This is a genomic window from Deinococcus gobiensis I-0 (assembly GCF_000252445.1).
Taxonomy (GTDB): domain Bacteria; phylum Deinococcota; class Deinococci; order Deinococcales; family Deinococcaceae; genus Deinococcus; species Deinococcus gobiensis.
On record NC_017805.1, the window covers coordinates 309551 to 335830 of the forward strand.

At 70.3% G+C, this 26280-nt stretch carries 25 protein-coding genes and 1 pseudogene; 4 read left to right on the top strand and 22 right to left on the bottom strand.

Features of this window, described 5'->3' with window-relative positions:
• Positions 1-13: 13 nt before the first annotated feature.
• Positions 14-679, bottom strand: coding sequence for an amino acid ABC transporter permease (locus DGO_RS16335; RefSeq protein ID WP_014695672.1), 666 nt, complete (start codon positions 677-679; stop codon positions 14-16).
• A 2-nt stretch (positions 680-681) separates the two neighbouring features.
• Complete coding sequence (locus DGO_RS16340; protein WP_014695673.1) at positions 682-1518, bottom strand: transporter substrate-binding domain-containing protein; 837 nt, start codon at positions 1516-1518, stop codon at positions 682-684.
• A gap of 118 nt (positions 1519-1636) precedes the next feature.
• Here DGO_RS16340 and DGO_RS16345 point away from each other — a divergent pair.
• Both DGO_RS16345 and DGO_RS16350 read left to right on the top strand, forming a co-directional pair.
• A pseudogene (locus DGO_RS16345) lies at positions 1637-2415 on the top strand (amino acid ABC transporter ATP-binding protein).
• Positions 2416-2467: 52 nt separating this feature from the next.
• Positions 2468-3931: a glycoside hydrolase family 32 protein gene (locus tag DGO_RS16350; RefSeq protein WP_014695675.1), complete on the top strand. Its 1464-nt coding sequence runs from the start codon at positions 2468-2470 to the stop codon at positions 3929-3931.
• Positions 3932-3952: 21 nt separating this feature from the next.
• Here the strand turns inward: DGO_RS16350 and DGO_RS16355 are convergent, their stop codons facing one another.
• Positions 3953-4477 carry a DinB family protein gene (locus tag DGO_RS16355; RefSeq protein ID WP_014695676.1) on the bottom strand — a complete coding sequence of 175 codons (525 nt, stop codon included), beginning with the start codon at positions 4475-4477 and terminating at the stop codon, positions 3953-3955.
• Positions 4478-4564: 87 nt separating this feature from the next.
• Here DGO_RS16355 and DGO_RS16360 point away from each other — a divergent pair, with 87 nt between their 5' ends.
• Positions 4565-5290, top strand: coding sequence for an SDR family oxidoreductase (locus DGO_RS16360; RefSeq protein ID WP_014695677.1), 726 nt, complete (start codon positions 4565-4567; stop codon positions 5288-5290).
• Here DGO_RS16360 and DGO_RS16365 read toward each other — a convergent pair.
• Positions 5278-5754 (bottom strand): DinB family protein, encoded by a 477-nt coding sequence (locus DGO_RS16365; protein ID WP_226991521.1) that lies wholly within the window; start codon positions 5752-5754, stop codon positions 5278-5280. The two genes, DGO_RS16360 and DGO_RS16365, sit on opposite strands and share 13 nt — an antisense overlap.
• Positions 5755-5839: 85 nt before the next feature.
• Here DGO_RS16365 and DGO_RS16370 point away from each other — a divergent pair, with 85 nt between their 5' ends.
• Positions 5840-6805, top strand: coding sequence for a helix-turn-helix transcriptional regulator (locus DGO_RS16370; RefSeq protein WP_014695679.1), 966 nt, complete (start codon positions 5840-5842; stop codon positions 6803-6805).
• A 9-nt stretch (positions 6806-6814) separates the two neighbouring features.
• Here DGO_RS16370 and DGO_RS16375 read toward each other — a convergent pair whose 3' ends face one another.
• From DGO_RS16375 to DGO_RS16455, 18 genes are all read right to left on the bottom strand, one after another.
• Positions 6815-7897 (bottom strand): SDR family oxidoreductase, encoded by a 1083-nt coding sequence (locus DGO_RS16375; RefSeq protein WP_014695680.1) that lies wholly within the window; start codon positions 7895-7897, stop codon positions 6815-6817.
• Between the two features lie 87 nt (positions 7898-7984).
• Positions 7985-8632 carry a methyltransferase domain-containing protein gene (locus DGO_RS16380; RefSeq protein WP_014695681.1) on the bottom strand — a complete coding sequence of 216 codons (648 nt, stop codon included), beginning with the start codon at positions 8630-8632 and terminating at the stop codon, positions 7985-7987.
• A 202-nt stretch (positions 8633-8834) separates the two neighbouring features.
• Positions 8835-9737, bottom strand: a complete 903-nt coding sequence (gene pdxY / locus DGO_RS16385) for a pyridoxal kinase (protein WP_014695682.1) — start codon at positions 9735-9737, stop codon at positions 8835-8837.
• A gap of 49 nt (positions 9738-9786) precedes the next feature.
• Entirely contained in the window at positions 9787-10875 is a 1089-nt protein-coding gene (locus tag DGO_RS16390) for an EAL domain-containing protein (RefSeq protein WP_083847383.1), read from the bottom strand.
• A gap of 85 nt (positions 10876-10960) precedes the next feature.
• Positions 10961-12970 carry a carbohydrate binding domain-containing protein gene (locus tag DGO_RS16395; RefSeq protein WP_014695684.1) on the bottom strand — a complete coding sequence of 670 codons (2010 nt, stop codon included), beginning with the start codon at positions 12968-12970 and terminating at the stop codon, positions 10961-10963.
• A 115-nt stretch (positions 12971-13085) separates the two neighbouring features.
• A complete protein-coding gene (locus DGO_RS16400; RefSeq protein ID WP_014695685.1) occupies positions 13086-14447 on the bottom strand; it encodes a GH1 family beta-glucosidase in 1362 nt (453 codons plus the stop codon).
• Between the two features lie 57 nt (positions 14448-14504).
• Entirely contained in the window at positions 14505-15392 is an 888-nt protein-coding gene (locus tag DGO_RS16405; protein ID WP_014695686.1) for a carbohydrate ABC transporter permease, read from the bottom strand.
• 1 nt (position 15393) lies between these two features.
• Positions 15394-16377, bottom strand: coding sequence for a carbohydrate ABC transporter permease (locus DGO_RS16410; protein ID WP_014695687.1), 984 nt, complete (start codon positions 16375-16377; stop codon positions 15394-15396).
• A 130-nt stretch (positions 16378-16507) separates the two neighbouring features.
• Complete coding sequence (locus DGO_RS16415) at positions 16508-17767, bottom strand: ABC transporter substrate-binding protein (protein ID WP_014695688.1); 1260 nt, start codon at positions 17765-17767, stop codon at positions 16508-16510.
• 366 nt (positions 17768-18133) lie between these two features.
• The gene (locus DGO_RS16420; protein WP_014695689.1) at positions 18134-19144 is read right to left on the bottom strand and encodes a LacI family DNA-binding transcriptional regulator; all 1011 of its coding nucleotides are present in this window, start codon (positions 19142-19144) and stop codon (positions 18134-18136) included.
• Positions 19145-19322: 178 nt separating this feature from the next.
• Complete coding sequence (locus DGO_RS16425) at positions 19323-20039, bottom strand: histidine phosphatase family protein (RefSeq protein ID WP_014695690.1); 717 nt, start codon at positions 20037-20039, stop codon at positions 19323-19325.
• The gene (locus DGO_RS16430; protein ID WP_043804192.1) at positions 20032-21156 is read right to left on the bottom strand and encodes a phosphotransferase family protein; all 1125 of its coding nucleotides are present in this window, start codon (positions 21154-21156) and stop codon (positions 20032-20034) included. The genes DGO_RS16425 and DGO_RS16430 overlap by 8 nt, the downstream gene beginning before the upstream one ends.
• Positions 21153-21977, bottom strand: a complete 825-nt coding sequence (locus tag DGO_RS16435; RefSeq protein ID WP_014695692.1) for an SDR family NAD(P)-dependent oxidoreductase — start codon at positions 21975-21977, stop codon at positions 21153-21155. Before DGO_RS16435 ends, DGO_RS16430 begins: the two co-directional genes overlap by 4 nt.
• Positions 21978-21993: 16 nt before the next feature.
• Positions 21994-22530, bottom strand: coding sequence for a CbrC family protein (locus DGO_RS21840; RefSeq protein WP_083847384.1), 537 nt, complete (start codon positions 22528-22530; stop codon positions 21994-21996).
• 9 nt (positions 22531-22539) lie between these two features.
• Positions 22540-23808 carry an acyl-CoA dehydrogenase family protein gene (locus tag DGO_RS16440; RefSeq protein ID WP_014695694.1) on the bottom strand — a complete coding sequence of 423 codons (1269 nt, stop codon included), beginning with the start codon at positions 23806-23808 and terminating at the stop codon, positions 22540-22542.
• Between the two features lie 28 nt (positions 23809-23836).
• The gene (locus tag DGO_RS16445; RefSeq protein WP_043804194.1) at positions 23837-24286 is read right to left on the bottom strand and encodes a MaoC family dehydratase; all 450 of its coding nucleotides are present in this window, start codon (positions 24284-24286) and stop codon (positions 23837-23839) included.
• Positions 24287-24296: 10 nt separating this feature from the next.
• On the bottom strand, positions 24297-25073 hold the full coding sequence (locus DGO_RS16450) for an SDR family oxidoreductase (protein ID WP_014695695.1): 777 nt from the start codon (positions 25071-25073) through the stop codon (positions 24297-24299).
• A 157-nt stretch (positions 25074-25230) separates the two neighbouring features.
• Positions 25231-26148: a LysM peptidoglycan-binding domain-containing protein gene (locus DGO_RS16455; RefSeq protein WP_014695696.1), complete on the bottom strand. Its 918-nt coding sequence runs from the start codon at positions 26146-26148 to the stop codon at positions 25231-25233.
• Positions 26149-26280: the final 132 nt, after the last annotated feature.

Genomic DNA, 26280 nt, shown 5'->3' on the forward strand with positions numbered 1-26280 from the left:
GGCTCCCGGGAACCTACGCCGCCCGCAGCGGCTGCTTGAAGCGGAACAGAGAGCGGCCCACCCCGTTCAGGGCAGCGCGCAGGGCGAAGGCCAGCGCCAGATAGGCGGCGGTGACCACCAGATACAGCCCGAACTGCTGGAAGTTGCGCGAGGCGATGAACTGCGCGGCGTAGGTCAGGTCCTTGACGTTGATGTACGACACGACCGCCGACCCCAGCATCACGATGATCACCTGACTGACCAGGGCCGGGTAGACCACCGCCAGCGCCTGACGCAGCACGACGGTCCAGAAGGTCTGGGCGCGGCTCAGGCCCAGGCTGGCCGCCGCCTCGACCTGCCCGCGCGGCACGGCGTCCAGCCCCGCACGGACGATCTCGGTGGCGTAGGCCCCCAGGTTCAGGGTCATGGCGAGCGCGGCGGCCTGAAGCTCGGTGAGCTGCACCCCCAGCGTCGGCAGCCCGAAGAACAGGAACAGCAGCTGCACGAAAAAGGGCGTGTTGCGCAGCGCCTCGACGTAGGTGCCCGCCGCCGCCCGCGCCACCGGGTTTCCGCTGCGGCGGCCCAGGGCGCCCAGCAGCGCGAGGCCGAAACCCACGGCGAGCGAGAAGACGGTCAGGCCCAGGGTGGTCAGCGCGCCCTGCCCCAGTTCGCCCCACTGCTCCGGCGTCAGGCTCAGCATGGTCAGGAACGGCCCATGCTGGCGGGCAGCGGCGACTTGAACCACTGCTGCGAGAGCCGGTCGAGGTAACCGTTGCTCCGGTAGGTCGTCAGGATCTTGTTCACCTGCTTGAGAAGCGCGGCCTCGTTCTTGTTCAGGCCGACGTAGCAGGGCGAGTCCTTGATGACGAACTTCTGCACGGGCTTGCGCCGGGGCGAGCGTTCGGCGATGGTGGCGGCGACCGTGTTGCCGGTGGCGACGAGTTCGGTCTGGCCGGTCAGGAAGGCCGTGATGGTGGTGGCGTTGTCCTCGTAGCGCTTGATGTTCACGCCGGCCGGCAGCATCTTGGTCAGTTCCAGGTCCTCGATGGAACCGCGCGTCACCCCGACGCTGTGCCCGGCGAGGTCGGCCGCCGACCTGACGCCCATGTCCTTGACCCCGAACACCGCCGAGTAGAAGGGCGCGTAGGGCACCGAGAAGTCGATGACCTTCTCGCGCTCGGCGTTCTTGCCCAGGCTGGAGACGATCAGGTCGATCTTGCCGGTCTGGAGGTACGGCAGGCGGTTGGCCGAGGCGACGGGCACGAGTTCGAGACTGACGTTCAGGCCCTTGGCGAGGATGGTCGCCACGTCGATGTCGTAACCGCGCGGCTTGAGGTCCGGCCCCACGCTGCCGAAGGGCGCGAAGTCCTGCGGCACCCCCACGCGCAGCACCCCCGCCTTGCGGATGTCCGCGAGCTGGTCGGCCGACGCCCCCGACGCCAGCCCGAGGAGCGCCAACGCGCCCGCCACCCGCAGCCCGGAACGCCAGACCACTCCATTGTCTTGCAAAACGTTTGTCTTTTTCTGAACAGATTGCATCTTCACCCCTCGATCTTGGGTGAGGTCGGAGGAGTTTTTGAAAAAATGTATAGAATTCCGATCCGGGGGATTTAGACGTTTGTTTCCCGGAGGGCGCGGCGCTCTCTAGGCTGAACCCATGACCGCTTCCCAGACGACCGCGCCGCCTCCGGCCCAGCCTCCCACTCCTACGATCATCGAGGCGCGTGGGGTGGAGAAGCACTTCGGGAGCTTCCACGCCCTGCGCGGCGTGAGTCTCCAGGTCCGTCAGGGCGAGGTCGTCGTCGTCATCGGTCCCTCCGGCAGCGGCAAGTCCACCTTCATCCGCACCCTCAACGCCCTGGACCCCCACGACGCCGGCACCATCGCCATCGACGGCCTGCCCCTTCAGGGCGCCAGGAATCTCGACGCCGTCCGCCGCGAGGTCGGCATGGTCTTCCAGAGCTTCAACCTCTTTCCCACCTCACCGTCCTCGACAACATCACCCTCGCCCCCACCCGCGTGCGCCGTACCGGCAAGGCCGAGGCCGAGCGCCGGGGCCTGGAACTGCTGCGCCGTGTGGGCATCGAGGAGCAGGCGCACAAGTACCCCGCGCAGCTCTCGGGCGGGCAGCAGCAGCGCGTGGCGATCGCCCGGGCGCTGGCGATGGACCCCAAGATCATGCTGTTCGACGAGCCGACCTCGGCGCTGGACCCGGAGATGATCAAGGAAGTGCTGGACGTGATGAAGGAACTGGCGCGAAGCGGGATGACGATGCTGGTGGTGACGCACGAGATGGGCTTCGCGCGGGAGGTGGCGGACCGGATCCTGTTCTTCGACCAGGGCAACATCGTGGAGGACACGACGCCTGAAGCCTTCTACACCCACCCCCAGCACGACCGCGCCAAGCAGTTCCTCAGCAAGATCCTCGGCCACTAGGTCCCGGCGCCGCGCTTCACAGGGGACCGCTCGGCTGGGCATCATGGCGTCCATGTCTTCCGACGCGCCCACTCCGACCCCCGCCTGGCGGCCCCTGGTCCACTTCACGCCCCGGCAGCACTGGATCAACGACCCGAACGGGCTGGTGCAGGTGGGCGAGGTGTACCACCTCTTCTACCAGCACAACCCGCAGGGCCGCGACCACGCCAACATGAGCTGGGGCCACGCCACCAGCCGCGACCTGCTGGGCTGGCAGGAGCACGACGTGGCGCTGCCGGGCCGCGAGGCGCACGCCATCTTCTCGGGCAGCGCGGTGGTGGACACGCACAACACCTCGGGCCTGGGCCAGAGCGGCGACGCCTCACCCCCGGTCGTGGCGCTGTACACGGGCGCCGGGCACTATTGGCAGGCGCAGTACCTCGCCTACAGCCGCGATGCGGGCGAGACCTGGCAGTTCGGCCCGGAGCAGCCCGTGCTCGACGAGGGCCGCGCCGACTTCCGCGACCCCAAGGTGTTCTGGCACGGCCCGAGTGGGCGCTGGGTGAAGGCCGTGGTCTACCCGGACGAGCGGCAGGTCGCCCTGTACGGCTCGCCCGACCTGCACGTCTGGACTCCCCTGAGCGTCTTCGGGCCGGCGGGCGAGACGGGCGGCATCTGGGAAGTGCCCGACCTGTTCCCCCTGACGGACGAGACGGGCCAGGAACACTGGGTCCTGAAGGTGGACGTGTTCGCGGGCGGGCCGCAGGGAGGCACCGGGGCGCAGTATTTCGTGGGGGACTTCGACGGCGCCGTCTTCACGCCCCGTGGCCCGGCGCGCTGGGCCGACTACGGCAAGGACTTCTACGCGGCGATCACCTGGAGCGGCACGCCTGGCCGCTGCCTGTGGACGGCGTGGCAGAGCAGCTGGGACTACGCGACCCGGCTGCCTACCCACCCCTGGCGCGGCGCCCTGACGCTGGCCCGCGAGCTGGGGCTGCGCCGGGACCCGGACGGCGGGCTGTGGCTGACCCAGTTGCCCCTGCAGGAGCTGGACCGTCTGCGTGGCCGCCGCACGCCCCTGCACCTGACCCCGGACAGTCCGGCGACGCTGCCCCTGCCCGCAGGCCGCGCGCTGGACCTGGACCTGCGCCTCGCGCCCGGCACAGTCCTGACCCTGCGGCTGACCTCAGTGGCTGGAGACGAGCTGACCCTGCGCGCCGACCGGGCAGGCGGCACGCTGACGCTGGAGCGCCCGGCGCGCGGCCTCCTGGCCGACGTGGCCGGCTTCGGCGGCGTCCACACGGCCCCCCTGCCCCCGGCCATAGAGCGTGACCTCGACCTGCGCCTCGTGCTGGACACCTCGTCGGTGGAACTCTTCGCGGGGGGCGGCCTGCTGGCCCTCAGCGACCTGCTGTTTCCGGCGGCGGCCCCGGACACGCTGCGCCTGTCGGTAGACGGCGGCGGGGCGACCGGCGAGGCCTGGACCCTGCGCCCGGCGGTTCCGTCGCCGGGCGAGGAGGAAGGCGAACCCGCCTGAGTCCGGCAGCGCCCACGCGGCTCAGGCCCGCCAGATCGCCCAGTGTTCGTCCAGCGCGTCCATCTCCTGCGGGGTCCGGCCTCCCCGGCGCAGCAGCGACAGCACCTGCCCCCGGTGGTGGCTGTCGTGCACGACGATGTGCTGGAGGAAGTGCGCCGGATGCGACTGGTAGGTGCCCTCGCCGTAGGGATCGGGAAAGGACCGGCCCGTCTCCAGGGCGGCCTGCACCGCCCGCAGGGCAGCGGCGTCACCCTCGCGAAACACCGTGCCCAGCACGGCCGGGTCGCGGCTTTCCCAGGCCCAGGGGTTGGCACCCCCGAACGGCGCCATGAGGCCAGCCGCGTGCTCCGGCGAGATCTCCAGCAGCCAGCCCGCACGGAAGGCCGCGAGGTGGCTCAGGTGCCGCGCGACCGTCCAGCCGCCCTCGCCGTCCCGAAGGGCGTATTCCTCGGGGCGGACGGCGGCCAGCAACGTGTCGTTGACGCGTCCATTGCGGCGCAGGGTGTCGAGCAGCAGGTCGGGAACGTTCGGGGTGGGCAGGGTCATGGGGCCTCCTGGGGCGGGGGACGGAGACGGGCGGTCCGCAAAGGTCCGCTCAAGAACCGGCCGGAGCGCCGGGACTACAGTACGCGGATGGACATTCGGGACAAAGTCGTACTGGTCACGGGAGCGTCGTCGGGCATCGGACGGGCGGCGGCCGAACTCTTCGCGGCGCAGGGGGCGAAGGTGGCCCTCGCGGCGAGATCGGCGGACCGGCTGGCCGAGCTGGCAGAGCGGTTGCCCGGTGCGCTGGCCGTGCCCACCGACATGCTCGACGAGGCGGCGGTGGCCCAGATGGTCCGGACCACCCAGGAACACTATGGCCGTATCGACGTGCTCGTGAACAATGCGGGGCGGGGCATGCACGTGCCGGTGTTGGAGGCAAGGCTGGCGGACTACCGGCAACTCCTGGAACTCAACCTCGTCAGCGTGCTGGGGGCCATGCAGCAGGTCGCGCCGGTCATGCAGGCCGGAGGCGGCGGGAGCATCGTGAACATCAGCTCGGGGACGACCAAGGGGCTGTTTCCGGGGCTGGCGCCCTATTCCTCCACCAAGCACGCCCTGAACAACCTCTCGCTCATCGCCCGCACCGAACTCGCGCCGCTGGGGATTACGGTCAGCGTGGTCTACCCCGGCATGACCGACACCGAGTTCGGGCACAACTTGGTCGGGGCCGCGCCGGAACGCGCCGCCGCGTACCGCCGGGGCGACTCGGCGCAGTCGGTGGCCGAACTGATCGTGCGGGCCGTGACGACCGGCGAGGCCGAGGTCTACGCCGCCAGCGTGCAGGCCCGCATGGACGCGGCTCAGCGCCCGTAGAAGGCGGGCGGCTCGGTACCCAGGGCGCGCAGGTACACGTAGCCCTGGCCCCGGTGATGGACTTCGTTGTCCACGGCGTAGATGGCCGCCACCCAGCCGGGCATCTCGCCCCAGGGCAGAGGAGCCACGCGGCCGAACATGGCCGGGTCGATCTGCCCGAACTCGGCCTCGATCCGCGCGCTCAGGGCGTCCCAGGCGGCCAGCAGCTCGGCCTGGGTGCGGGGGGCAGCGGCCCAGGCGGGTTCCTTCCACTCGCCGCTCAGCAGGCCGTCCAGGGTCATCGCGCTGACGAAATGCAGTTCGCCGCCCATCTCGCCGAAAGAGCGCATGGGGGGCGCGGCGCTGAACGTGAAGAGCTGGTCTTCGGGAAACGCGGCGATCACCCGGCGGGTCAGGCGGCGATGCCCCAGCCAGTGGTCCAGAAAGCCGGCGAGCGTCAGGGCGGGGGCAGAGACTTCATGCATTTGCGTAGTCATAGGTGTTCCTCCGCCCATAACGTAACGCCGCTTCCCGTCAGGGGTTGTCGTATTTCTGTGGCAAGCTGGGCCCATGTACGACCCGTCCATGCGCGTGCTGTCGGTGCTGGAGCTGCTCCAGTCGCGCGAAAGCGTGACCGGCGCCGAGCTGAGCCGCGTGCTGGAGGTCAGTCCGCGCACGGTGCAGCGCTACGTGGCGCGGCTTCAGGACCTCGGCATTCCGGTCGAGGGCCGGCGCGGCGTGGGGGGCGCGTACCGGCTGCGCCCGGGCTTCCGGCTGCCGCCCCTGATGTTCAGCGGCGAGGAAGCCCTGAGCCTGTCGCTGGGGCTGCTGGCATTGGGACACCTGGGGCTGCGCGACCTCGCCCCGGCGGCGGACCTCGCGGCGGCCAAGCTGGCGCGCACGCTGCCGGAGGCCCTGCGCGAGGAGGTGCGGGCGCTGCGGCAGGCCGTGCAGCTCGACGCCTCGCCCTGGGTGGTGACGGTCGAGGCCACGCGCATGGGCGCCCTGCTCGCGGCGATGCGCCGGGGCCGGCAGCTCGAATTCGGCTACCGCTCGGGCCGGGGCGAGGCCAGCGTGCGCCGCGCCGACCTGTACCGCGCCGTGCATTTCGGCGGGCGCTGGTACGCGGTCGGGCACTGCCACCTGCGCGGCGAGCGCCGCTCCTTCCGGCTCGACCGCATGGAGGAGGTGCGGGTGCTGGAAGCCACCTTCACGCCGCCCGCCGACTTCGACGCGCTGGCGTGGCTGCGCGCCTCGCTGCCCGAGCCGGCGCAGGGTCACGAGGTCAGCGTGTGGCTGGGCGCTCCGCCCGAGAGCCTGCGCGATCAGCTCTCGGCCTGGGGCACCGACCTGCGGCCCGAGGCCGGCGGCTCGCGCCTGCGCGGCCGGCGCGACCACCTCGACGCCTTCGCCGGGTTCCTGCTGGGTCTGGGCTGCGAGGTCCGGGTGGACAGTCCGCCCGAGCTGCTGCGGTCGGTCGGACGGATCGTGGCCCGCGCCCAGGGGGTGCTGGCGGCCCAGGCCTCCCCCGACTGATCACCGCGCTCAGGGAATCAGGCGCTCGCGGCGCAGCTGCGCGAAGAGGTCGAAAAAGGAAGCTTCGGTGTTCTGGTACACCGAAAAGCCCAGGGCGCGGCTGCGGGCCATGTCGGTCATCACCTCGATGGGGCGGCTCAGGTCGAGGTCGGTGTGCCACGCCGAGGCGAGGCGGTTCAGGTCCGGCTCGGCCAGCCCGTGCCCCGCCGCCAGCTCGGCCCAGGCCGGTCCCTTGTCGGCCAGTTCGGCCTCCAGCGGGCGCACGGTGCCGCCGAAGCCCTGCGCCTCGACGCCGAACCAGTCGGCGACGCGGCCCCACAGGCGGCTCCAGCGGAACACGTCGCCGTTGACCACGTTGAAGGCCTGGTTGTGCGCGGCGGGCGTCTCGGCGGCCCACAGCAGCTGCCGGGCCAGTACGCGGGCATCGGTCACGTCCGACAGGCCCGACCACTGCGCGCCCGACCCCGGCCAGCGCATGGGCTGCCCCGAGGCGCGGCACAGCGAGGCGTAGACGGCGAGGGTGGTACCCAGGTTCATGGCGTTGCCCACCGCCTCCCCGATCAGGGTATGGGGCCGGTGGACGCTCCAGGTAAAGCCGTCGCGCTCGGCCGCGGCATACACCTCGTCCTCCTGGGCGTAGTAGAAGTTGGGCAGGTCCAGGCGCGGCTGGTCCTCGCGCAGCGGCGTGACCGGCAGGCGCTCGCCCTTGGCATAGGCGTCGAAGGGCCCCAGGTAGTGCTTGAGACCCGTGACCAGGGCGACGTGCTGCACCGTGCCCGCCGGCCGCAGGGCGTCCAGCAGGTTGCGGACCATCGCGCTGTTCACCTCGATGTTCAGCGCCTCGGTCTCCTGGCGCAGCCAAGAGGTGAAAAAGACGTGGGTGGGCCGCACCCCGGCGAGCGCCGGCCCCAGCGTTCCGGGGTCGAGCAGGTCGGCCGCGACCGGCAACAGGACCGGAATATCCTGCGCGGGCCTGCGCGCGAGGCCGTACACCGTCCAGCCCTGTTCCGTCAGAAGCTGGGCCAGCGTGCGCCCCGAGAGGCCGGTGGACCCCACGATGAGGGCCGTGCGTGCGGAAGAATCACTCGACATCCGGGCAGTGTAGGGACCGGGGATGGCCGCGCAAGGCGATCCGGGTGGGACCGGGTTCATCTTCGCAAGCAGAACTAACCCCGCAGCTCAAGCCCGTCTGGGGTCTGCCGCGCGGCCCACGACCGCATAGAGGGGATCGCCGCTCAGACGCCCGGCCCGGCGGGGGCTACGGTCCAGGGTGCGGATGTCGGTGAAGTTGCCCGCCTGCCGCAGAAATTCCGCGACGAGTGCGAGGTGCCCGGCGTCGTCGAGTTCGTGCCAGACCCGCACGGCCTTCGTCGGAAAACAGCGGTTGGAGAAGGTGATGACCACCGGCGCGCCGGGCCGCAGCACCCGCCCGACCTCGCGCAGCACCTCGGCCGGCCGGGTCAGGTAATCCACCGACACGCACAGGCCGCAGCCGTCGAAGCTGGCGTCCGGGTAGGGCAGCCGCGCGTCCTCGTTCAGGTTCTGCACCGCGAAGCCGCTCAGGCACGGGTTGGCGGCGAGTTCGCGGCGGTTCATGCCCAGGCCCTCGACCCGGCCGTACTCGACCTCGGGCGGCAGGTGACTGACCCAGGAACTCATGAGGTCCAGCAGGTCGCCGCCCGCCGGAAAATATTCGCGGTACAGCTCCGTGACGGCGGCAATCGCCCCGTCGTCGATGTGGGTCACGAAACGGGGCTGGGCGTAGAAGGCCTCGTCGGGCGTCTCGTCCATGCGGCGAAAGGCGTCGGCCGGAAGATCACTGGACATGCGGCATGGTCCCCCGGCGGCCCGGCGCACACTGCGGGCGGCCTCGCAATATGGGCGCCGGGAAAAGGCGTGCCCCGGTATCTTCTTCCCGAGTTCTGGGCACGGCAGGCTGGCCCCAGCGGAGCGGGCAGGCTGGCCGGGGAAGCGGGGAACGGCTCCTCTGCCCGGCCGCCCCGGCCGGGCATTCTCCCCGAAATCCAGTTCAGCCGACCTGCTCGGCCCCGAAGACCCGGCCCGGCGCGGCGTACTCGTCCCGCGCAGCCACGAGCTGGATCTCGCGGGTGCCCAGACGGTGGGTCAGGTCCAGCAGGGCGTACAGCGCACTCATCGAGAGCGATAGGGCGCGGGCCACGTCGCCCCCGGTCCGCAGATACTGACCGAAAAACAGCGCGGCGATGGCGTCCCCGGTGCCGTTGCGCGGCGGGTCGAGGTCGATGAGCGGCGTGCGGCACAGCCACGCGCCCTCGCCCGTCACGGCGAGCGTCTCGATGACGCCTGCGGGCGCGTCCTGCCGCACGAGACTGGTCACGACCACGATGCGCGGCCCGCCGGGGTTCAGGCGCTCCCGCAGGGCGCGCGCCGCCTCCAGGGCGTGCTCCAGCGTGTCCACCCTGCGGCCGGTGAGGAGTTCGAGCTCGAACTGGTTGGGCGTGACGATGTCGGCCGCCGGAATCGCCTGCGCGCCGATCAGCTCGGGCAGCTCGGGGCGCACGAACACGCCGCGCCCCACGTCGCCCATCACGGGGTCGCAGCAGTACAGCGCGCCGGGGCTGGCCTGCCGCACGCGCGACACGGCCGCAACCACCGCCGCGACGGTGCCTTCGGAGCCCATGTAGCCGCTCAGGACGCCGCTACAGCCCGGCAGGACTCCACGCGCCTCGATGCCGTCGAGCAGCTCGGCCACGAGTTCGGGGGCGAACACTGCGCCGGTCCACGCCCCGTAGCCGGTGTGGTTGGAAAACTGCACGGTGTTCACGGCCCAGACCTCGATACCCAGACATTGCAGCGGGAACATGGCCGCGGCGTTGCCGACGTGGCCGTAGCTGACCCACGACTGGATGCTCAGGAGGTTCAGGGGCGCGGCCGGAAGGGCGGGGGCACTCATCGCGCCCCAGCATAGACGCGCGCCGCCCCGGGTAGGCCGCCCCGGCCCCTCAGGACCCGGCCGGGCCGACCGGAGAGGGCGCGGGCCGGCCCAGGAGGTAGCCCTGCGCGTAGTCCGCGCCCAGCTCGGTCACCAGCCGGAGTTCCTGCGCCGTCTCGACGCCCTCGGCCACCGTCCGGATGCCCAGGTCGTGGGCGTAGCGGATCAGGGCCTCCACGAGCGGCACCCGCGCGTCGTCGCCGTGCAGGTTGCGGATCAGGTCGCGGTCGAGTTTCACGAGGTCCGGACGCAGCGCCGCGAGGTAGGTGAGGCTGGTGTGACCCGCGCCCAGGTCGTCCAGGGCCACCTGCGCGCCTTCGGCCCGGTAGCGTTCCAGAATGCTGGCGAGCAGCTTGAGGTCGGGAAAACTCTCGCTCTCGGTGACCTCGAACAGCAGCCGTCCGAAATCCGCGCCGACCTCCCGGCAGGCCTCGAAGGTGGTGCGCAGGCAGATGTTGGGGTCGTAGACCACGCCCGGCGCGAAGTTGATGAACAGCACCTGCTCCGGCGCGAGCTGAGGGTACACCTGCCGGATGGCCGTGCGCCGGGCCAGGGCGTCGAAGGCGCGGTGTTGCCCCCGGGCCGCCGCCGCGTCCAGCAGCGCGCCTGCCCCGATCAGGTCGCCCTGCCAGCGGGCGCGCACCAGCGCCTCGTAGCCGTAGACCTGCCCGCTCGCCAGCGCCACCACCGGCTGCATATGGAACTCCAGCGCCTGACTGGCCGCCGTGAACCAGCCGCTCAGGAGCCGCCGGACCCAGCGCTCCAGCGGCGCGGCCTGCCAGGGGTCCACCTCCGCGCCGTCCCAGGGCGCGGCCGAGAGTTCGGGGCGTTCGGTCGGGGAGAACGCCTCGAGCAGCGTCCGCAGCCGCTCCGGAACCGCAGGGGTCAGCAGCGCGGCCTCGCCCCGCCACTCGGCCTCCCAGTCCAGGGCGTGCAGGGCCACGCCGAGCTTGCGGCGCAGATAGGGCGAGGCGGCCCGGACCGCCAGGCCGGTGGGCGGGGAGAGATCGGGGTCCAGGGCGTGGCAGTCGCAGGACCTGGACCCGTGTTGCGGACCGTAACTGCCGGCAGAGGGTAAGGATCGTTCGGGACCAGGCATGTCTTTTCCACTCTATAGAGGGCATTCGGAACGGCCCTGAACGTGAGGGAACCGTGAAGCCGCCATAAGGCGGCCCTGCGGCGGGTCAGTTGGAGGGAACGAGGCGGAAGTCGCGGAAGGTCAGGGTGTAGGCGTCGCCCGCCTTGCCCGACGCCCCCAGGAGCTGAAGCTGCGCGCTGGGATTCGTGACCGGCGAGGTGAAGGTGTACGTGTATTCCTTGCCCGTCGCCGTCAGCTCGGCGCTGGCGTCGAGGTAGCGGGCGTAGCTGCCCCCCTGCTCGCCCACGACCACGCCCACCTGGCGCGCGCTGTCGGCCTGACCCGTGAAGCGCAGGGTGTACTTCTGTCCGGCGACCAGCGGCACGTTCACCTGGTTGAGCTGCACGTGCCAGTTGTTGGCCGGGTCCACGTGCGCGACCTTCAGCGAGACGGCCCCGTCCTGCACGCTGGGGGTCAGGCCGCTCGCACCGTTTTCCCACACCGACCAGTAGGCGCTGCCCGCCACACCGGGAATGCCGGGGTCGCCCGTGACGGTAGGCGAGAAGGCCGCGTTGTACAGCAGGTTGCCGTCGGCTGCGGGGGGCCGCGCGCCGGCCACTTCACCCACCGCGCGCACCGACACGTTGTCGAGCCACACGGCGTTGGCCCCGGCGTTCCCGAGGTTGAATTCCAGGCGTGCCGCCGCGTCGGTGATGCCCTTCATGTCGAAGGTAAGGGTCACGCGCTTCTTCTCGGTGCCCAGCGCGACCGTCTGCTCGCCCGAATAGGCCGCGAAGCCCCGGTCCTGGCCGCCGCCGACCTTGACCATCATGGAGCGCGGCGCACTGGCCCAGGCGTCGAAGCTCACCTCGTACTTCTTGCCCGCCTCGATGTTCAGGCCGTCCTGGCGCACCTGCACGGCGTAGTTCACGCTGCCGGGCGCGGTGATGTCGGCCTTCAGTGCCCGGCCCTGCGCCGCGTCGCTGCTCAGGGTCACGGCCCCATCACTCTTGTACAGCGTCCAGTAGGCCGACTGCGGCACGCCGTCCAGGTGCGTCGCGTCGGCGCTTACACGGGGGTCGCTGTCGGGCCACTCGAAGGAATCGTTGTACACGAGGTTGCCGTCCGGTTGCGCGGCGCGGGCCGGGACCGGCGTCCAGGGAAAGCGCGTCTCGGAGCGCGGGCCAGGGCTGGCCGTCTCGCCGGGCAGGGCCCACACGCGCACGTAGTCCACGCGCATCTCGGCCGTGTCGGGGGTCGTGGCGTCGGGGTTGCCGTCGAAGTTGCCCCCCACCGCGAGGTTGAGCAGCAGGTGGAACGGCCGGTCGAAGGGCGCGGGCCAGGGGTACAGGTCGGCGTCGCCCGAGGGCGGGGCCCCCTTCGCCCCCCACCAGCTTGTCTTCGTCTGGGTGAGCTGGCCGTCCACGAACCACTTCAGCACGCCGGGCGTCCACTCCAGGGTATAGGTGTGCCAGCCGTCGGCCGCGCCCCCGTTCGGGTACTCGACGGTCGTGCCCGAATAGACGTTGTTGGGCCACTGCCCGCCGTAGTGGATGGTGTGGGCCACGTTGTTCGGCTTGCTGCCCCAGCCCTCGGCGATGTCGATCTCGCCGCTGGCCGCCCAGGTGCCGTAGGGGCTGGGCTCTTCGGGCAGCATCCAGATGGCGGGCCACATCCCCTTGCCGCGCGGGAACTTGGCGCGGATCTCGAACTTGCCGTAGGCGCGGCTGAACTTGCCCGCCGTGCGCAGCCGCGCCGAGGTCCAGGGAAAGGCCGCGGTGACGCTACCCGCCGGGCCGCTGTAGCTCTCGCGCCGCGCCGTGATGACGAGTTCGCCGTTCTCGACGCGCACGTTCTCGGGGCGGCCGGTGTAGTACTCCAGCTCGTTGTTGCCCCAGCCGGGCACGTACTCGGTGCCCGACATGATGCCGTTGCCGATCTGGGGGGTCCATTTGGCCGCGTCCAGGGCCGTACCGCCGAATTCGTCGCTCCAGACGGTCTGGGCCGCGGGCGAGGTCTGGGCGGTGCAGGCGCTCAGGAGCAGTGCCCCCAGCAGGGAGGCCAGGGACAGGCGCTTCAGGGGTTGGGCGGGCAGGGACTTGGGGGACAGCTTCATGGGGGGCCTCCTGGGGGGCGGGTCGGACTCAGGCTCAGGCTTGGGGGCGGCGCGCCCCTAGGACGGGGCGGAGCCCCCCGGTCTTCCCGGGACGCCCCGCCCACTCCGGCCGGGTTCAGCGCTTGCCCAGGAACGCCTGGTACCACAGGGCGCTGTCTTTCAGGACGCGCTCCTGGGTCGCGTAGTCCACATACACCAGCCCGAAGCGCTTCTCGTAGCCCCAGGCCCACTCGAAGTTGTCCATCAGGCTCCAGGCGAAGTACCCTCGCAGGTCCACCCCGGCCTGCACGGCGTCCAGCAGGGCGCCCAGGTGCGTCTGGAGGTAGGCGACGCGCTCGGAATCGTGCACGGCCCCGTTCTCCAGGCGGTCGGCGTAGGCCGAGCCGTTCTCGGTGATCATCAGCGGGGGCAGGTTGGCGTAGTCGGTCTTCAGGCGCACGAGCAGTTCGGTCAGACCCTGCGGGTAGACTTCCCAGCCCATGTCGGTCACGGGCGCGTCCTCGGGCACGGCACTGCCCTGTTCGCCCACCACGCCGCGCGAGTAGTAGTTCACGCCCATGAAATCGCAGGCCGCACCGATGGTTTCCAGGTCGCCCGGCTCCACCACGGGGGCGTCGTCGCCCGCCGCCGCGAACACGTCCTGCGGGTACTCGCCGCGCAGCAGAGGATCGAGGAACAGGCGGTTGGCCATGCCGTCGGCCAGGCGCGCGGCCTGCACGTCGGCCGGGGCCTCGCTGCGCGGGGTCTGGGGCGTGAGGTTCAGGACGATGCCCACCTGCGAACCGGGCGCGTGGCAGCGGATTTCGGGCACGGCCAGACCATGCCCCAGCAGCAGGCCGTGGGCGGCGGCCAGCGCGAGGCGGCGGTCGCGCAGACCGGGCGCGTGCTCCCCGATCATGTAGCTCAGGATGCTGCTGCACCACGGCTCGTTCAGGGTGGCGTAGCTGCGCACGCGGTCGCCCAGCCGCTCCGCCACGATGCCCGCGTACTCGGCGAAACGGTGGGCCGTGTCGCGGTTCACCCAGCCGCCCGCGTCCTGAAGGGTCTGCGGCAGGTCCCAGTGGTACAGCGTGACGTGCGGCTCGACCCCGCGCGCCATCAGGCCGTCGGTCAGGCGGTCGTAGAAGTCCAGGCCCGCCGTCAGCGCCGGACCGCTGCCCGTGGGCTGGATGCGCGGCCACGCCACGCTGAAGCGGTAGGCGTCCACGCCCAGCGAGGCGATGAGGTCGAGGTCCTCTTCCCAGCGGTGGTAGTGGTCGCAGGCCACGTCGCCGTTGCTGCCGTCGCGGATGCGCCCGGTCTCGCGGCAGAACGTGTCCCAGATGCTCGGGCCGCGCCCGTCCTCGGAGGTCGCGCCCTCGATCTGGAAGGACGAGGTGGCGACGCCGAAGGTGAAGCCCTGGGGAAAGTCGCGCCGGGTCAGGCGGCTGGCGGCCTCGGCGGTGCGGGGGCCGGTGGGGGTGGTCAGGGTGGTCATGGTCAGGCTCCTTGAAAGGACGGAAATTCGGTGGAGGTCGCGCCTGCGGACGGCCGGTCAGCCCTTGGTGGCCCCGGCGGTCAGGCCCTCGATGAGCTGGCGCGAGGCGATGGCGAACAGGATGAGCAGCGGCACCACGGTGAGGGCCACGCCGCACATCAGGGCGCCCCAGTCGGTGTTGGCGATGCCCTGGAGGGTGCGCAGGGCCAGCGGCGCGGTGTAGGTCTCCGACGAGCGGAAGATGATGAGCGGCCCCAGGAAGCCGTTCCACGACTGCACGAAGGTCACGAGGCCCAGGGTCGCCATCGCCGGGCCGGTGAGCGGCACGATGATCTTGCGGAAGATGCCGAACTCGGTCGCGCCGTCGATGCGCGCGGCCTCGACGAGTTCACGCGGAATGGCCGAGCCGATGTACTGGCGCATCAGGAAGATGCCGAACGCACTCGCCATGCCCGGAATCCACAGGGCGCGCGGCGTGTCGATCCAGCCCAGGGCCTGCATGATCAGGGCGAAGGGCACGATGTTCAGGGTGCCCGGCACGAGCATGGTCGCCAGCAGCAGCCCGAACAGCGCGTTGCGGCCCTTGAAGGAATACATGGCGAAGGCGTACCCGGCCAGCGTGCAGAAGAACAGTGTGGTGGCCGTGGTGATGACCGCCAGATACAGGCTGTTCCAGAGGTTGCGCCAGAAGGGCACGCGGTCCATCAGGCTCTGGTAGTTGGCGCTCAGGTTGTCGCCGAACCAGGTGGGCGGGGGCAGCTGGAAGATTTCGGTGCGGCTGTGCGTGGCGAACACGAACATGAAATAGAAGGGCGCGATGGTCAGCACGGCCCCCACGGCGATGAGGAGGTAGGCGGCGAAGCGGGGCAGGCCCGGCAGGAAGCCGCGTGCGGGGGCGGGGCGCGCCTGTTCGGGCTGCCCGGCAGAGGGAGAAACGGTCGTCATCTCAGTTGCCTCCGGCCATGCCGCTGCGGCCGAACAGACGGTTGTTGATCAGGGTGAGGGCGCCGATGACCAGGAACAGCAGCCAGGACATCGCCGCCGCCACGCCCGCGTCGGAGTAGCTCGCGTAGGTGCGGTACATGTACATGATGGTGGTCAGGCCCGCCTGGCCCGCGCCGCCCCCGCCGTTGGTCAGGATGAACGGTTCCTCGAACAGTTGCAGCCCGCCGATGAGGCTCAGGGTCACGGCCACGAACATGATCGGGCGCAGCAGCGGCAGCGTGATGTACCGGAAGCTCTGCCAGCCGGTCGCGCCGTCCACCGAGGCCGCCTCGTACAGTTCCTTGGGAATCGCCTGGAGGCCCGACAGGTACAGCAGCATGTTCCAGCCGGTGTAGCGCCAGATCACGACGAGGGCGATGGACGGCTGCACGTACTCCTTCTCGCCCAGCCAGTTGATCTTGTCGGCCGGAAACAGCCCGCCGATGAGGGGAATGTTGTGCAGGGCGTTGAGCGCCGCGTTGATGACCCCGTACTGCCACGAGAACAGCGTGAAGAAGATCACCGAGATCGCCACGATGGACGTGATGTACGGCAGGAAGTACACGGCCGTCACGAGGTTCTGGAGCTTCTTGAGGCCGCCGTACACCGCGAAGGCCAGCGGAATCGCCAGCAGGTGCTGCGGCAGGCCCGAGAGGACCGCCAGCACGGCCGTATTCTTCAGCGACAGCCAGAAGGTCGGGTCGGTGAGGTTGTCGGTGTAGTTGCGGAACCCCACGAACTTCATGTCGCCCAGGCCGGTGCCGGGCTGCCATTCCTGGAACGACAGGTAGGCGTTGAACAGGATCGGGAACAGCCCGAAGATGAAGAACAGGACGAAAAAGGGACTGATGAAGATGTAGGGCGCGTACCGCCGCTGGAACTCGGCCCAGCCGCCCGCGCGGCGCGGAGGCCGGGAACCGGACGTGGTCTTCGGACTTGCGATCATGTGTCGGTCTCCCCTGCGCGGCGTGTGCCACGCGGCCGGAACGAAGGGCCGCCAGGAAAAAGAAGAAGCGCCGGGAGAGGAGGCCGGAGGCGACGACTCGCCCCACCTCCCCCCGGCGCCCCGGCGCGGCTCAGCGCGCGCGGCGGGCGATCAGGCGGTTGGCTTCGGTCAGCGCGGTGTTGACGTCCTTGCTGCCGTCGAGCACGGTCGCCAGCGAGTCGTTCACGATCTGTTCGGCGATGGGGTCCAGGCGGTTGACGTCGAGCGGCTGGATCTTCAGGGCGGCCTGACGCCACTGGATGCGGGCCTTCTGGCCGCCCAGGTAGGCCACGCCCTCGTTGAAGATGCTGTCGTTGGCGGCCGAGCGCAGCGCGGGGAAGGCGCCGGTCGTCTTGAACGCGAGCACCTGCTGGGCCGAGTTGGTCGTGAGGTACTTGATGAGGTTCCAGGCCTCGGTCTTGTTCTGGCTCTGCTGCGGGATGGCGTAGAAGGAGCCGCCCCAGCTCGCGAAGGTGCCGCCGGGCAGGTTCTGCGAGGCCCACTTGCCGCTGTAGTCCTTGGCGAGCCAGTTCTGCATGTGGCCCACGAGCCACGCGCCCGAGAACTCGGTGGCGAGGTTGCCCTTCTGGAAGGCGGTGGTCCAGTCGGGCGAGAAGGCCGAGCCGGCGCGCGCGTCGAGCTTGGCGTCACGGATCTGCTTGGCGACCGTGAAGGCGCGCACGAAGCGGGCATTGTCGGGGCCGACGAGCACCTTGCCGGTCTTGTCGAAGTACAGCCCCTCGCCGGACTTCAGGCCGGTGCGGATGATGATCTGGGCGGCCTCGCCGGCGTCGGGGATCAGGAAGCTGCCGGGGTTGGCGGCGACGACCTTCTTGCCGTTGGCGATGTAGCTCTCCCAGCTCTGGTTCATGGCGGTGGCGCTCACGCCCGCCTTCTTGAGCATGTCGGAGCGGTAGAACATCGCGCCCGGGCCGATGTCGGTGGGCATGGCGACCATGCGGCCGTCCTGGGTCATGGCCTGCGGGTAGGTGTAGGCCACGAACTGCGAGCGGTACTGCGCGGCGTTGTAGGGCGCCTTGGCGATGTCCACCAGGCCGTTGCCCTCGGCGAACTTGGCGATGTAGCCGAAGTCCACCGCCTCGACGTCGTTCGCGCCCTTGCCGGTCGAGAGCGCGGTGGTCAGCGCGGTGTGGTGGTCGGCGTAGGCCAGCGAGTTCACCTTGACCGTCACGTTGGGGTACAGCTTGTAGAAGCCGGGCAGCGCCGCCTTGACCACGCTGTCGAGGTCGGGGAAGACGCCGATGGTGATGGTCTTCTTGGTCTGGGCCGAGGCCGTGGGCAGAGCAGCGGCCGTGACGAGCGCGAGCGACACCATGAGCAGTTTGCGCATAGGAACAACCTCCGAAATCGGGAGTGAAAAGGGGCCTGCCGGGCAGGCGGCCGGCGGAGACCGACCGGAGACCGGCGGCCAGGGCAGAAGCACACAGACGCGGATGTCTGCGCGGCGGAACACTTGGGTTGAGCTTGACGAGAGCTTAAGACCTTCTGAAAGCGTTGTCAAGAAAGCCTTTTCAGCTTCCTGACAGCTAAATCGTTCCAGAACGACTTAGGGGCGGCCCCCCTCTCTCCCTCGGAGCCAGAAGAAGCGGCCGGGTGGGCGGAAAGGCTTCCAGTCCCCGGTGGGTTTGTGTCGGGACGTCCGGTCAGACGGAAGCGACCCGGTCCACTCGGGAGCCGGGCCGTTCTGAAACGGGTTTCACGGGCGGCGGGAGGCCACCGATTCGCGCAGCTGCAACTCCAGCCGGGGATTGAAGGTGGGCACGTCCTCGCCCAGCAGCCGCCCCAGCACGAAGCGGGCGAGCCACTGCCCCATCTCCTCCATCGGCTGCCGGACCGAGGTCAGGGGCGGGGTGGTGTAGCACGACCCCGGCAGGTCGTCGAAGCCCACGAGCGACACGTCCTCGGGCACGCGGATGCCCAGGCGGTACAGCGCCAGCCGTGCCCCGTAGGCCATCTGGTCGTTCGCGCAGAACGCGGCCGTGATGTCGGGGTGGGCCGCGAGCAGGCGCTGCATGCCGATGAGGCCCGAGGGCTCGCGGAAATCGCCCTGCACCACCAGCGAGGGCACGTAGGCCACCCCGCGCGATTCCAGCGCGTCACGGTAGCCGCCCAGCCGCTCCTGGGCGTCTTCCTGGTCGGCGAGGCCCATGATGTGCCCGATGACCCGGTGGCCCCGGTCGAGCAGGTGCGTGACGAGGTCGCGCGACGCCTGGCGGTTGTTCAGGGCGAGGCTGGCCCCGCCGTACTCGCTCAGGTCGAGTGGCCGTCCCAGCACCGCCACCGGCAGCCGCGCGGCGAGGTCGCGCAGTTCCTGGTCGGGCAACTGGCCCCCCAGCACGATGAGGGCCTCGACCCGGCGCGCGAGCAGCAGCTCGACGGCGTGCTCCTCCTCGTCGGTGCGCCAGTGCCCGCTGATGATGATGGGCGAATAGCCGCTGCCCATCAGCCCGCGTTCGATGCCGCTCAGGGCGTCGTTGTAGAAGGGACTGGCGATGTCCTGGGTCAGCACGCCAATACTGCCCGACGCCCCGGTCGCCAGCCCGCGCGCGAAGGCGTTGGGCCGGTAGCCCAGCAGGTCGATGGCGCGGCGCACCGACTGTTCCTTGTCGCCCTTCACGCGGGCGGTGCCGTTCAGGATGCGCGAGACGGTGCTGGGGGACACCCCGGCCTCGCGGGCCACTTCTGCCAGGGTGACGTTGCGGATCATGTGCGGAGTATAGCCCTGAAAGCGGTTTCAGATGGGACGGCGGTCTGGGCAGAGCATGGCGCCGGAACAGTGGGAAAGGTCCGAACGGCGAGTCGGACGGCGGGCCTCTTTCCGGTCGAGTGTTCGGCCCGCCTCCTTCCGTGCGGCGGGCCGCCCTCTCCCCTCCCCGGTATCCGCCTCAGCGCCAGCTCGACAGGTCGCCGGGCAGGTGGGCCGTCTCGTTGAAGGTGTCCAGGCTGACGCGCCCGCCCCCGAAGGTCAGGCGGGTCAGGCTGCCGTTCTTCACGCGCCAGTTGAGCTTCAGGGCCGCCGCGTCGGGCGCGTCCAGGCACAGGGCGACCGCCAGCCCGATCACGCCGCCGCTCGTGAAGGCCAGCACCGTGCTGCCGGAGGGCAGGGCCAGCACATCGGTCAGGGCCGCGCGCACCCGCGCGCGGAAGTCGGCCCAGCCCTCGACCTCAGGGTGGGTCACGTCGCCCGATTGCCACGCACCTGCGAGCGTTTCGAGCAGGCCCTGAAAGGCCCGGTTGCGCTCGGGGCCACCCTCGGCCCGCCGCGCCCGGAAGGCCGCCACCTGCGCGGCGAACTCGGCGTTGCGGGCGGCGTAGAGGGGCGAGAGCGTGCGGATCAGGCCGTCGCCGTCGTACTCGGCCAGCCGGGGCTCCTCCCGGGGGGCGGGCCAGTTGCCTGCCCCACCGGCAGCCTCGGCCGCGAGCAGGGCCGTGCGGCGCTGGCGCACCAGGGGGCCGTGCAGGACATGGGTGGGCACAGTGACCAGCGCGGCGAGGCGCTCGCCCACCGCGCGGGCCTGCGCCTCGCCCAGCGGCGAGAGGCGGTCGGTGTCGGCCTCGAAGGGGGTCGCCTGCCCGTGGCGAATCAGGACGAGTTCACTCATCGGCCGGCTGGAAGGCCGCGTCGTCGCCCTCCGCACCCTCTGCGACGCGCCGCCACGCTTCCCCGATGAGCCACGCCGCCTGGGCGGCCAGCGGCGCGAAGCGGGGGTCCTGGGTCTGGCCGGCGCGGTAGCGCGCGAAGATCTGGAGGACGATCACCGCGAGCTTGAAGTGCCCCAGCACCTCGTACCACGCCACGTTGCCCACGTCGCGCCCGCTGCGCTCGGCGTAGCGCGCCAGGAATTCCTCGCGGGTCAGGAAGCCCCGGTCGCTGGCGGCGGCCCCCACGCGGCTGCGCGCGCCGCCGGGCTGCTCGGGCATGGTCCAATAGGTCAGGCTCAGGCCCAGGTCGGCCAGGGGATCGCCCAGGGTGGTCATCTCCCAGTCGAGCAGGGCGGTGACGTGCGCGGGGTCGGCCTCGGCGAACATCAGGTTGTCGAGCTTGAAGTCGTTGTGCACCAGCGTATGCGCGCTCTCGGGCGGCGTGTGGGCCTCAAGCCACGCGATGACCAGTTCGTCGCGCAGTTCGGCGGGCGGGGGCAGGTCGCCCGAATCCTTCAGCAGATCACGCGCGCGCCGCCAGCGCCCGGCCCAGCCCTCGACCTGACGGCGATTGAAGCCCTCGGGGCGGCCCAGGTCGCTCAGGCCCGCCGCGCCGATATCCACCGCGTGCAGAGCCGCGAGCGTATCCACCAGCGCCTCCGAGAGCTGCCGGGGAGCGTCCGGGTTCGCCGCGTACTCGCCGGGCAGCCGCGACCGCACGACCACGCCCCGGCGCCGCTCCATGAGGTAGAAGGGCGCGCCCAGCACCGCCACGTCCTCGACGAGCAGCGCGGGCCGGGGGGCCGCCGGGAACACCGGACTGACCCGCTCCAGCAGCCGGAATTCGCGGGCCATGTCGTGCGCGCCCTTGGCGACCGGCCCCAGCGGCGCGCGGCGCAGCACGTATTCGGTATCGCCCATCCGCAGCAGGTAGGTCAGGTTGGAAAAGCCGCCCGGAAACTGCCGCACTTCCAGCGCGTCCACGTCTCCGGCGACCTTGCCGCGCAGGGCCTCGCGCAGCGCCTCCAGCGGCAGTTCCTCGCCGGGGCGCACCGGGGCGGCGTCGGGCTGGCTCACCCCTGCTCTCCGCCCTGAACCGGGCCAGTAGGGGCGGCTCCGGCGGAAGCCCCGCCGTGCCCGGCGATCAGCGCCATCGCCTTGACGCGCAGGCGGCGCATCTTGCCGATCCAGCCGTCGTAGTCGCCAGCCTTGTTCTGGAACGAGACGAGGGTGGTCGGATGCGTGGTGACCAGGAATCCGTCGCGGCGCAGCACCTCCAGCGTCTTCTCGACGAGTTCGTCGGTGCTGATGGCGGTCTGTTGCAGGATCGGCGCGTTCTGGATCATGGGGGTCCAGACGCCCTCGGGGCACAGGCACGACACCCGGATGCCCCGGTCGCCGTAGGTCACGGCCAGCCACTCGGCGAAGGCCAGGGCCGCGTGCTTGGTCACCGCATAGGGCGCCGAGTGCAGTTCGGTGAGCAGGCCCGCCGCCGACGCCGTGTTCAGCAGGTGGCCCTCGCCGCGCCCCAGCATGTGCGGCAGCAGGTGGCGCGCGGCCCAGACGTGGCTCATCACGTTGACGCGGTGGATCAGGTCCCAGGTCTTGTCGGGCGTTTCCGGCCCCTCGCCGACCGCAATGCCCGCATTCGAGCAGAACAGGTCAATGCGGCCTTCCTGCGCCAGCACGTCGTCGATCAGGCCCTTGACGCCGTCCTCCTGCCCGATGTCGGCGGCCACGAAGCGCGCGCCGATCTCAGCGGCCTTCTGCGCGCCCAGCTCGGCGTTGCGGTCGGAGGCGACCACAGTGGCCCCCTCCTGCACGAAACGGGTCGAGAGGGCCAGCCCGATGCCCGAGGCCGCGCCGGTCACGACGATCACTTTACCGTTGAAGTCCATAGATACCTTCCTTGATTCAGGTTCCGTCCAGTGAGAGCTTGTGGATTCCACATTGACGGCATTGAAAGAGATGTACGGTCATTGATCCGCTCTCGGCACATTCCAATATGTCCTTGGCGTCCCACTGTTTAGAGATGTTTCGCGCTAAAGCCTGCGCCTCGGCCACAACATCGGAAGCCGCTGCCAATTCAGGGGACTCGGATGGAATGAGAACGCCGAGATACACACAGCATTCATGACAATGGTCAGGCCAGAAGATGGGATTCCAGATCACGACGCGCGGGGTCTGCCGCAGGACTGCCAAGACGCTCTCGGCACTGGCTTCTTCCGAGAAATCAGCATCCTGAAACTGTCCGTCGTATCTGGCTGCCGCCTGACCGTCTGCCACACACCACGGACAGAGGGCTTCCGGCTTCTCCTGTGCGTAGATCCCGCCGACATAGGCCCACGTTCTGGCCAGACCGCAAACACCACAGGTGATGTCCTGTCGCACGATCCGCTCATCACCGATCGGGTCAGCGTAATACGGAAACTGCGGCAGCACCCCGCTCACTCCTTGTCCCTACGCCTTGTCCCCAAGCCGGGTTTCGACTTTTCGGCTCCGCAGATCCAGGCCCTGGCGACGGAATTCTTCCTTGGCGACGGTGCCCACATGCACGATGTCGGGGCCGTCGGCCAGGCGCAGCGTGCGGGCCTGGGCGTACATCATCGCCAGAGGCGTGTCCTGCGAGACGCCCTCGCCGCCGTACACCTGGATGGCCCGGTCGATGACCTTCAGGGCGACGTTGGGCGCGACCACCTTGATGGCCGCGATCTGGCCGCGCGCCTCCTTGTTGCCCACCGTGTCCATCATGTGCGCGGCGTGCATGGTCAGCAGCCGCGCCTGATCGATCTCCATGCGGCTCTGCGCGACGAGTTCCTGCACGTGCTGGTGCGCCGCCAGCGGTTTGCCGAAGGCCACGCGGCGCCCCGCGCGGGCCACCATCAGTTCCAGCGCCCGCTCGGCCTGCCCGATCAGTCTCATGCAGTGGTGGATGCGCCCCGGCCCCAGCCGCCCCTGCGCGATCTCGAAGCCCCGGCCCTCGCCCAGCAGCAGGTTGCTGGCGGGCACGCGCACGTCCTTGAAGGTCATCTGCATGTGGCCGTGCGGCGCGTCGTCGTAGCCGAACACGGTCAGGGGACGCTCGGTGGTCACGCCCGGCGCGTCCAGCGGCACCAGGATCATGGACTGCTGGAGATGACGCTCGGCGCCGGGGTCGGTCTTGCCCATAAAGATGCTGACCTTGCAGCGCGAGTCGCCCGCCCCACTCGACCACCACTTGCGCCCGTTGATGACGTACTCGTCGCCGTCACGCACGATGCTCGACTGGATGTTGGTCGCGTCGCTGCTCGCCACGTCCGGCTCGGTCATCGAGAAGGCCGAGCGGATCTCGCCGTTCAGCAGGGGCACGAGCCACTGCGACTGCTGCTCGGGCGTGCCGTAACGGGCCAGCACCTCCATGTTGCCGGTATCGGGGGCGCCGCAGTTGAAGACCTCGGGGGCCCACCACACCCGCCCCATGATCTCGCACAGGGGCGCGTATTCCAGGTTGCTCAGGCCTGGCCCGAACGCGCCGTCCGGGTCGCTGGCGGGCGGCAGAAAGAGGTTCCACAGGCCCTCGGCGCGCGCCCTGGGCTTGAGGTCCTCGATGAGCTGGATATGCGCCCAGCGGTTGCCCTCGTTGCGCTGGCGCTCGAATTCCTGCTCGTTGGGGTAGATGTGCTCGGCCATGAACGCCAGCAGCCGCCCACGCAGCTCGGCCGTGCGCGGTGAAACGTCGAATAGGGTCATAGGAATGCCTCCGGACACAGGCGGACCTTCACAGGTACACCCGGAAGATGCTGTCGGCCACACAGGCGGGCCGGGCCTCGCCCTCGATCTCGATGGTGTTCTGCACGGTGATCTGCACGTAGTCCGGTCCCGGCTCCACGCTCTGGAGAACGGCGTGGTTGCGCAGCCGCGCCCCAATGCGCACGGGCGCGACGAAGCGCACCTTGTTCAGGCCGTAGTTCACGGTCAGGCGGCTGTTCTCGATCTTCACGCCGCCGCCCTGCACCGAGAATTCGCCCGCCAGCAGCGACAGGGTCAGGAATCCGTGCGCGATGGGCGCGCCGAAGGGACCGGCCGCCGCCCGCTCGGGGTCCACGTGGATGAACTGGTGGTCGCCGGTCGCCTGCGCGAAGGCGTTCACACGCTCCTGCGTGACCGGCACCCAGGCCGACCGGGCGATCTCCTGCCCGATGTGGGCGGGCAGTTCTTCGGGGGTCACGGCTGCACGCTCATACCGCGCTGACGCCGCCGTCCACGGCGATGTTCTGGCCGGTCACGAAGGTCGAGGCGTCGCTGGCGAGCAGCAGCGCCAGCCCCTTGAGGTCCTCGGGGCCGCCCAGACGGCGCATGGGCGTGTGGTCCAGGATGGCCTGCTCGCCGTAGGCCAGCGTGCCGCGCGTCATCTTGGTCGGGAAGTAGCCGGGGCAGATGCTGTTGACCGTCACGCCGCGCGCCGCGACCTCCGAGGACAGGGCACGCGTGAAGTTCACGAGGCCGCCCTTGGAAGTGTTGTAGGCCAGCGTGGGGGTCATGCCGGGGTCGTTGCCCTGCAAGCCCGCCACGCTCGCCACGTTGATGATCCGGCCCCAGCCGCGCGGCAGCATGCAGCGGCGCAGCACACTCTGGGTCAGCACGAAGGTGCCGTTGAGGTTGACGTTCATGACCTTCATCCAGGCGTCGAGCGGGTGCTCGACCGTCGGCGCGCCCCAGGTCGCCCCGGCGTTGTTGACCAGGATGTCGATCTCGCCCACCTCCGAGACGACGCGCCCGACGAGCGGGTCCAGCGACGCGAAATCGCCCAGGTCGTTGGCGTACACCGACGCCGTGATCCCCAGGCCGCCCAGATGCGCCAGGGCCTCGTCGAGTTCGTTCTGCTTGCGGGCGGTCAGGACCACGCGCGCGCCGTATTCGCCCAGCGCCTCGGCGATCTGGAGTCCCAGGCCACGCGAGCCGCCGGTGATGAGCGCCGTCTTGCCGGACAGGTCGAAGAGTTCCTTCAGGGCCATCGTTTGCCTCCACAGGTTGGAATGTGAGGGCAGCATAGGCCGGAATTTACGTGCGCGTCAATTGTGTCCGCTCAGGGATGCTCTGGGGACCGGATAAAAAGAGGGGCGACGGCCGCCGCACCGTCGCCTCCCTGCCCTCCCCGCCGTATTGCTCGCCTCAGCCCCGGCTGACGGGGATGTACTGCCGGCCCTGCATGTCCCACAGCACGTCGAAGTCGCGCTCGGTCAGGGCGACGTTGGGGCCGCTGATCGAGTCGCTCATAATCAGGATGCCCTGCGTCTCGTCGTAGCCGCGCACCACGCGGAAGTGAGGGGTCTTGCCGTAGACGCTGTGGTACTGCAACACGATGACCGGATGCCCGGCCGCGAGCTCGTCCTTGATGGCCTCGACCGTGCCGCTGCGCCGCAGCGGGGCCCGGAAGCCCTGGCGCACGAGCAGGTCGGAGACGTCGCGGGTCTGGGTGTAGCCGCCGGTCGGCCGCAGGACTTGCTGGTAGTCGCGCTGCGAAACCTGCTTCCCGAAAGCGCGCATCACGCTCGCCACGCTGGCCGGACCGCAGTTGTTGAAGGTCTGGGCCTCGTAGCCCACCTGGAGGTACACACTCTGGGGCCGCGCCCCGAAGCCCCCGCCGGTCGAGGCCGCGCGCAGGGTCGGGCCTGCGGCGACCGGCAGCCGCGAGGGCGTGAACAGGCCGCGCTCCAGGCGCGTACTCGTCGGGCGCTGCGGCGCGCGGATGGGCGTGGCCGAGAGGACCACCGGGGCCGTCTGGGGGGCCGGACCCAGCACCTGCGCGGCAGGCTGGACCGCCGCCGGCCCCGGCTGCGCCACGGTCCCCACGCTACCGGCCGGCGGCAGGGGCGGCAGGGCCGAGACGCCGCCCGGCAGCGTGAGCACCTGTCCGAGTTGCAGGGTGCTGGTGCTCAGGCGGTTCAGGGCCATGAGGGCCTCGACCGTGCTGCCGCTGCGCCGCGCCACGTTGTACAGGGTATCGCCGGTCTGGACCGTATACCCGGCCGCGCCGGCCAGCCCCCCGAGGGTCAGGGTCAGGGCGGCCAGCAGGCTGCGTGCACGCATTACTCGGACCTTCCGGACAGCGGGCGAACTTCGGCTTGGCAGGGCATCGCCGCGAATTCTGACACAGGTCACTTTAGTTTTGCATTAATCCGCTCTCACCGCGTCCTCCGAAAGACGGACGTGACACCGGCG

Coding starts and splice junctions, on each gene's coding strand:
- DGO_RS16335 (WP_014695672.1), bottom strand. CDS start 679: ATGCTGAGCCTGACGCCGGAGCAGTGGGGCGAACTGGGGCAGGGCGCG.
- DGO_RS16340 (WP_014695673.1), bottom strand. CDS start 1,518: ATGCAATCTGTTCAGAAAAAGACAAACGTTTTGCAAGACAATGGAGTG.
- DGO_RS16350 (WP_014695675.1), top strand. CDS start 2,468: ATGTCTTCCGACGCGCCCACTCCGACCCCCGCCTGGCGGCCCCTGGTC.
- DGO_RS16355 (WP_014695676.1), bottom strand. CDS start 4,477: ATGACCCTGCCCACCCCGAACGTTCCCGACCTGCTGCTCGACACCCTG.
- DGO_RS16360 (WP_014695677.1), top strand. CDS start 4,565: ATGGACATTCGGGACAAAGTCGTACTGGTCACGGGAGCGTCGTCGGGC.
- DGO_RS16365 (WP_226991521.1), bottom strand. CDS start 5,754: ATGCATGAAGTCTCTGCCCCCGCCCTGACGCTCGCCGGCTTTCTGGAC.
- DGO_RS16370 (WP_014695679.1), top strand. CDS start 5,840: ATGTACGACCCGTCCATGCGCGTGCTGTCGGTGCTGGAGCTGCTCCAG.
- DGO_RS16375 (WP_014695680.1), bottom strand. CDS start 7,897: ATGTCGAGTGATTCTTCCGCACGCACGGCCCTCATCGTGGGGTCCACC.
- DGO_RS16380 (WP_014695681.1), bottom strand. CDS start 8,632: ATGTCCAGTGATCTTCCGGCCGACGCCTTTCGCCGCATGGACGAGACG.
- pdxY (WP_014695682.1), bottom strand. CDS start 9,737: ATGAGTGCCCCCGCCCTTCCGGCCGCGCCCCTGAACCTCCTGAGCATC.
- DGO_RS16390 (WP_083847383.1), bottom strand. CDS start 10,875: ATGCCTGGTCCCGAACGATCCTTACCCTCTGCCGGCAGTTACGGTCCG.
- DGO_RS16395 (WP_014695684.1), bottom strand. CDS start 12,970: ATGAAGCTGTCCCCCAAGTCCCTGCCCGCCCAACCCCTGAAGCGCCTG.
- DGO_RS16400 (WP_014695685.1), bottom strand. CDS start 14,447: ATGACCACCCTGACCACCCCCACCGGCCCCCGCACCGCCGAGGCCGCC.
- DGO_RS16405 (WP_014695686.1), bottom strand. CDS start 15,392: ATGACGACCGTTTCTCCCTCTGCCGGGCAGCCCGAACAGGCGCGCCCC.
- DGO_RS16410 (WP_014695687.1), bottom strand. CDS start 16,377: ATGATCGCAAGTCCGAAGACCACGTCCGGTTCCCGGCCTCCGCGCCGC.
- DGO_RS16415 (WP_014695688.1), bottom strand. CDS start 17,767: ATGCGCAAACTGCTCATGGTGTCGCTCGCGCTCGTCACGGCCGCTGCT.
- DGO_RS16420 (WP_014695689.1), bottom strand. CDS start 19,144: ATGATCCGCAACGTCACCCTGGCAGAAGTGGCCCGCGAGGCCGGGGTG.
- DGO_RS16425 (WP_014695690.1), bottom strand. CDS start 20,039: ATGAGTGAACTCGTCCTGATTCGCCACGGGCAGGCGACCCCCTTCGAG.
- DGO_RS16435 (WP_014695692.1), bottom strand. CDS start 21,977: ATGGACTTCAACGGTAAAGTGATCGTCGTGACCGGCGCGGCCTCGGGC.
- DGO_RS16440 (WP_014695694.1), bottom strand. CDS start 23,808: ATGACCCTATTCGACGTTTCACCGCGCACGGCCGAGCTGCGTGGGCGG.
- DGO_RS16450 (WP_014695695.1), bottom strand. CDS start 25,073: ATGGCCCTGAAGGAACTCTTCGACCTGTCCGGCAAGACGGCGCTCATC.
- DGO_RS16455 (WP_014695696.1), bottom strand. CDS start 26,148: ATGCGTGCACGCAGCCTGCTGGCCGCCCTGACCCTGACCCTCGGGGGG.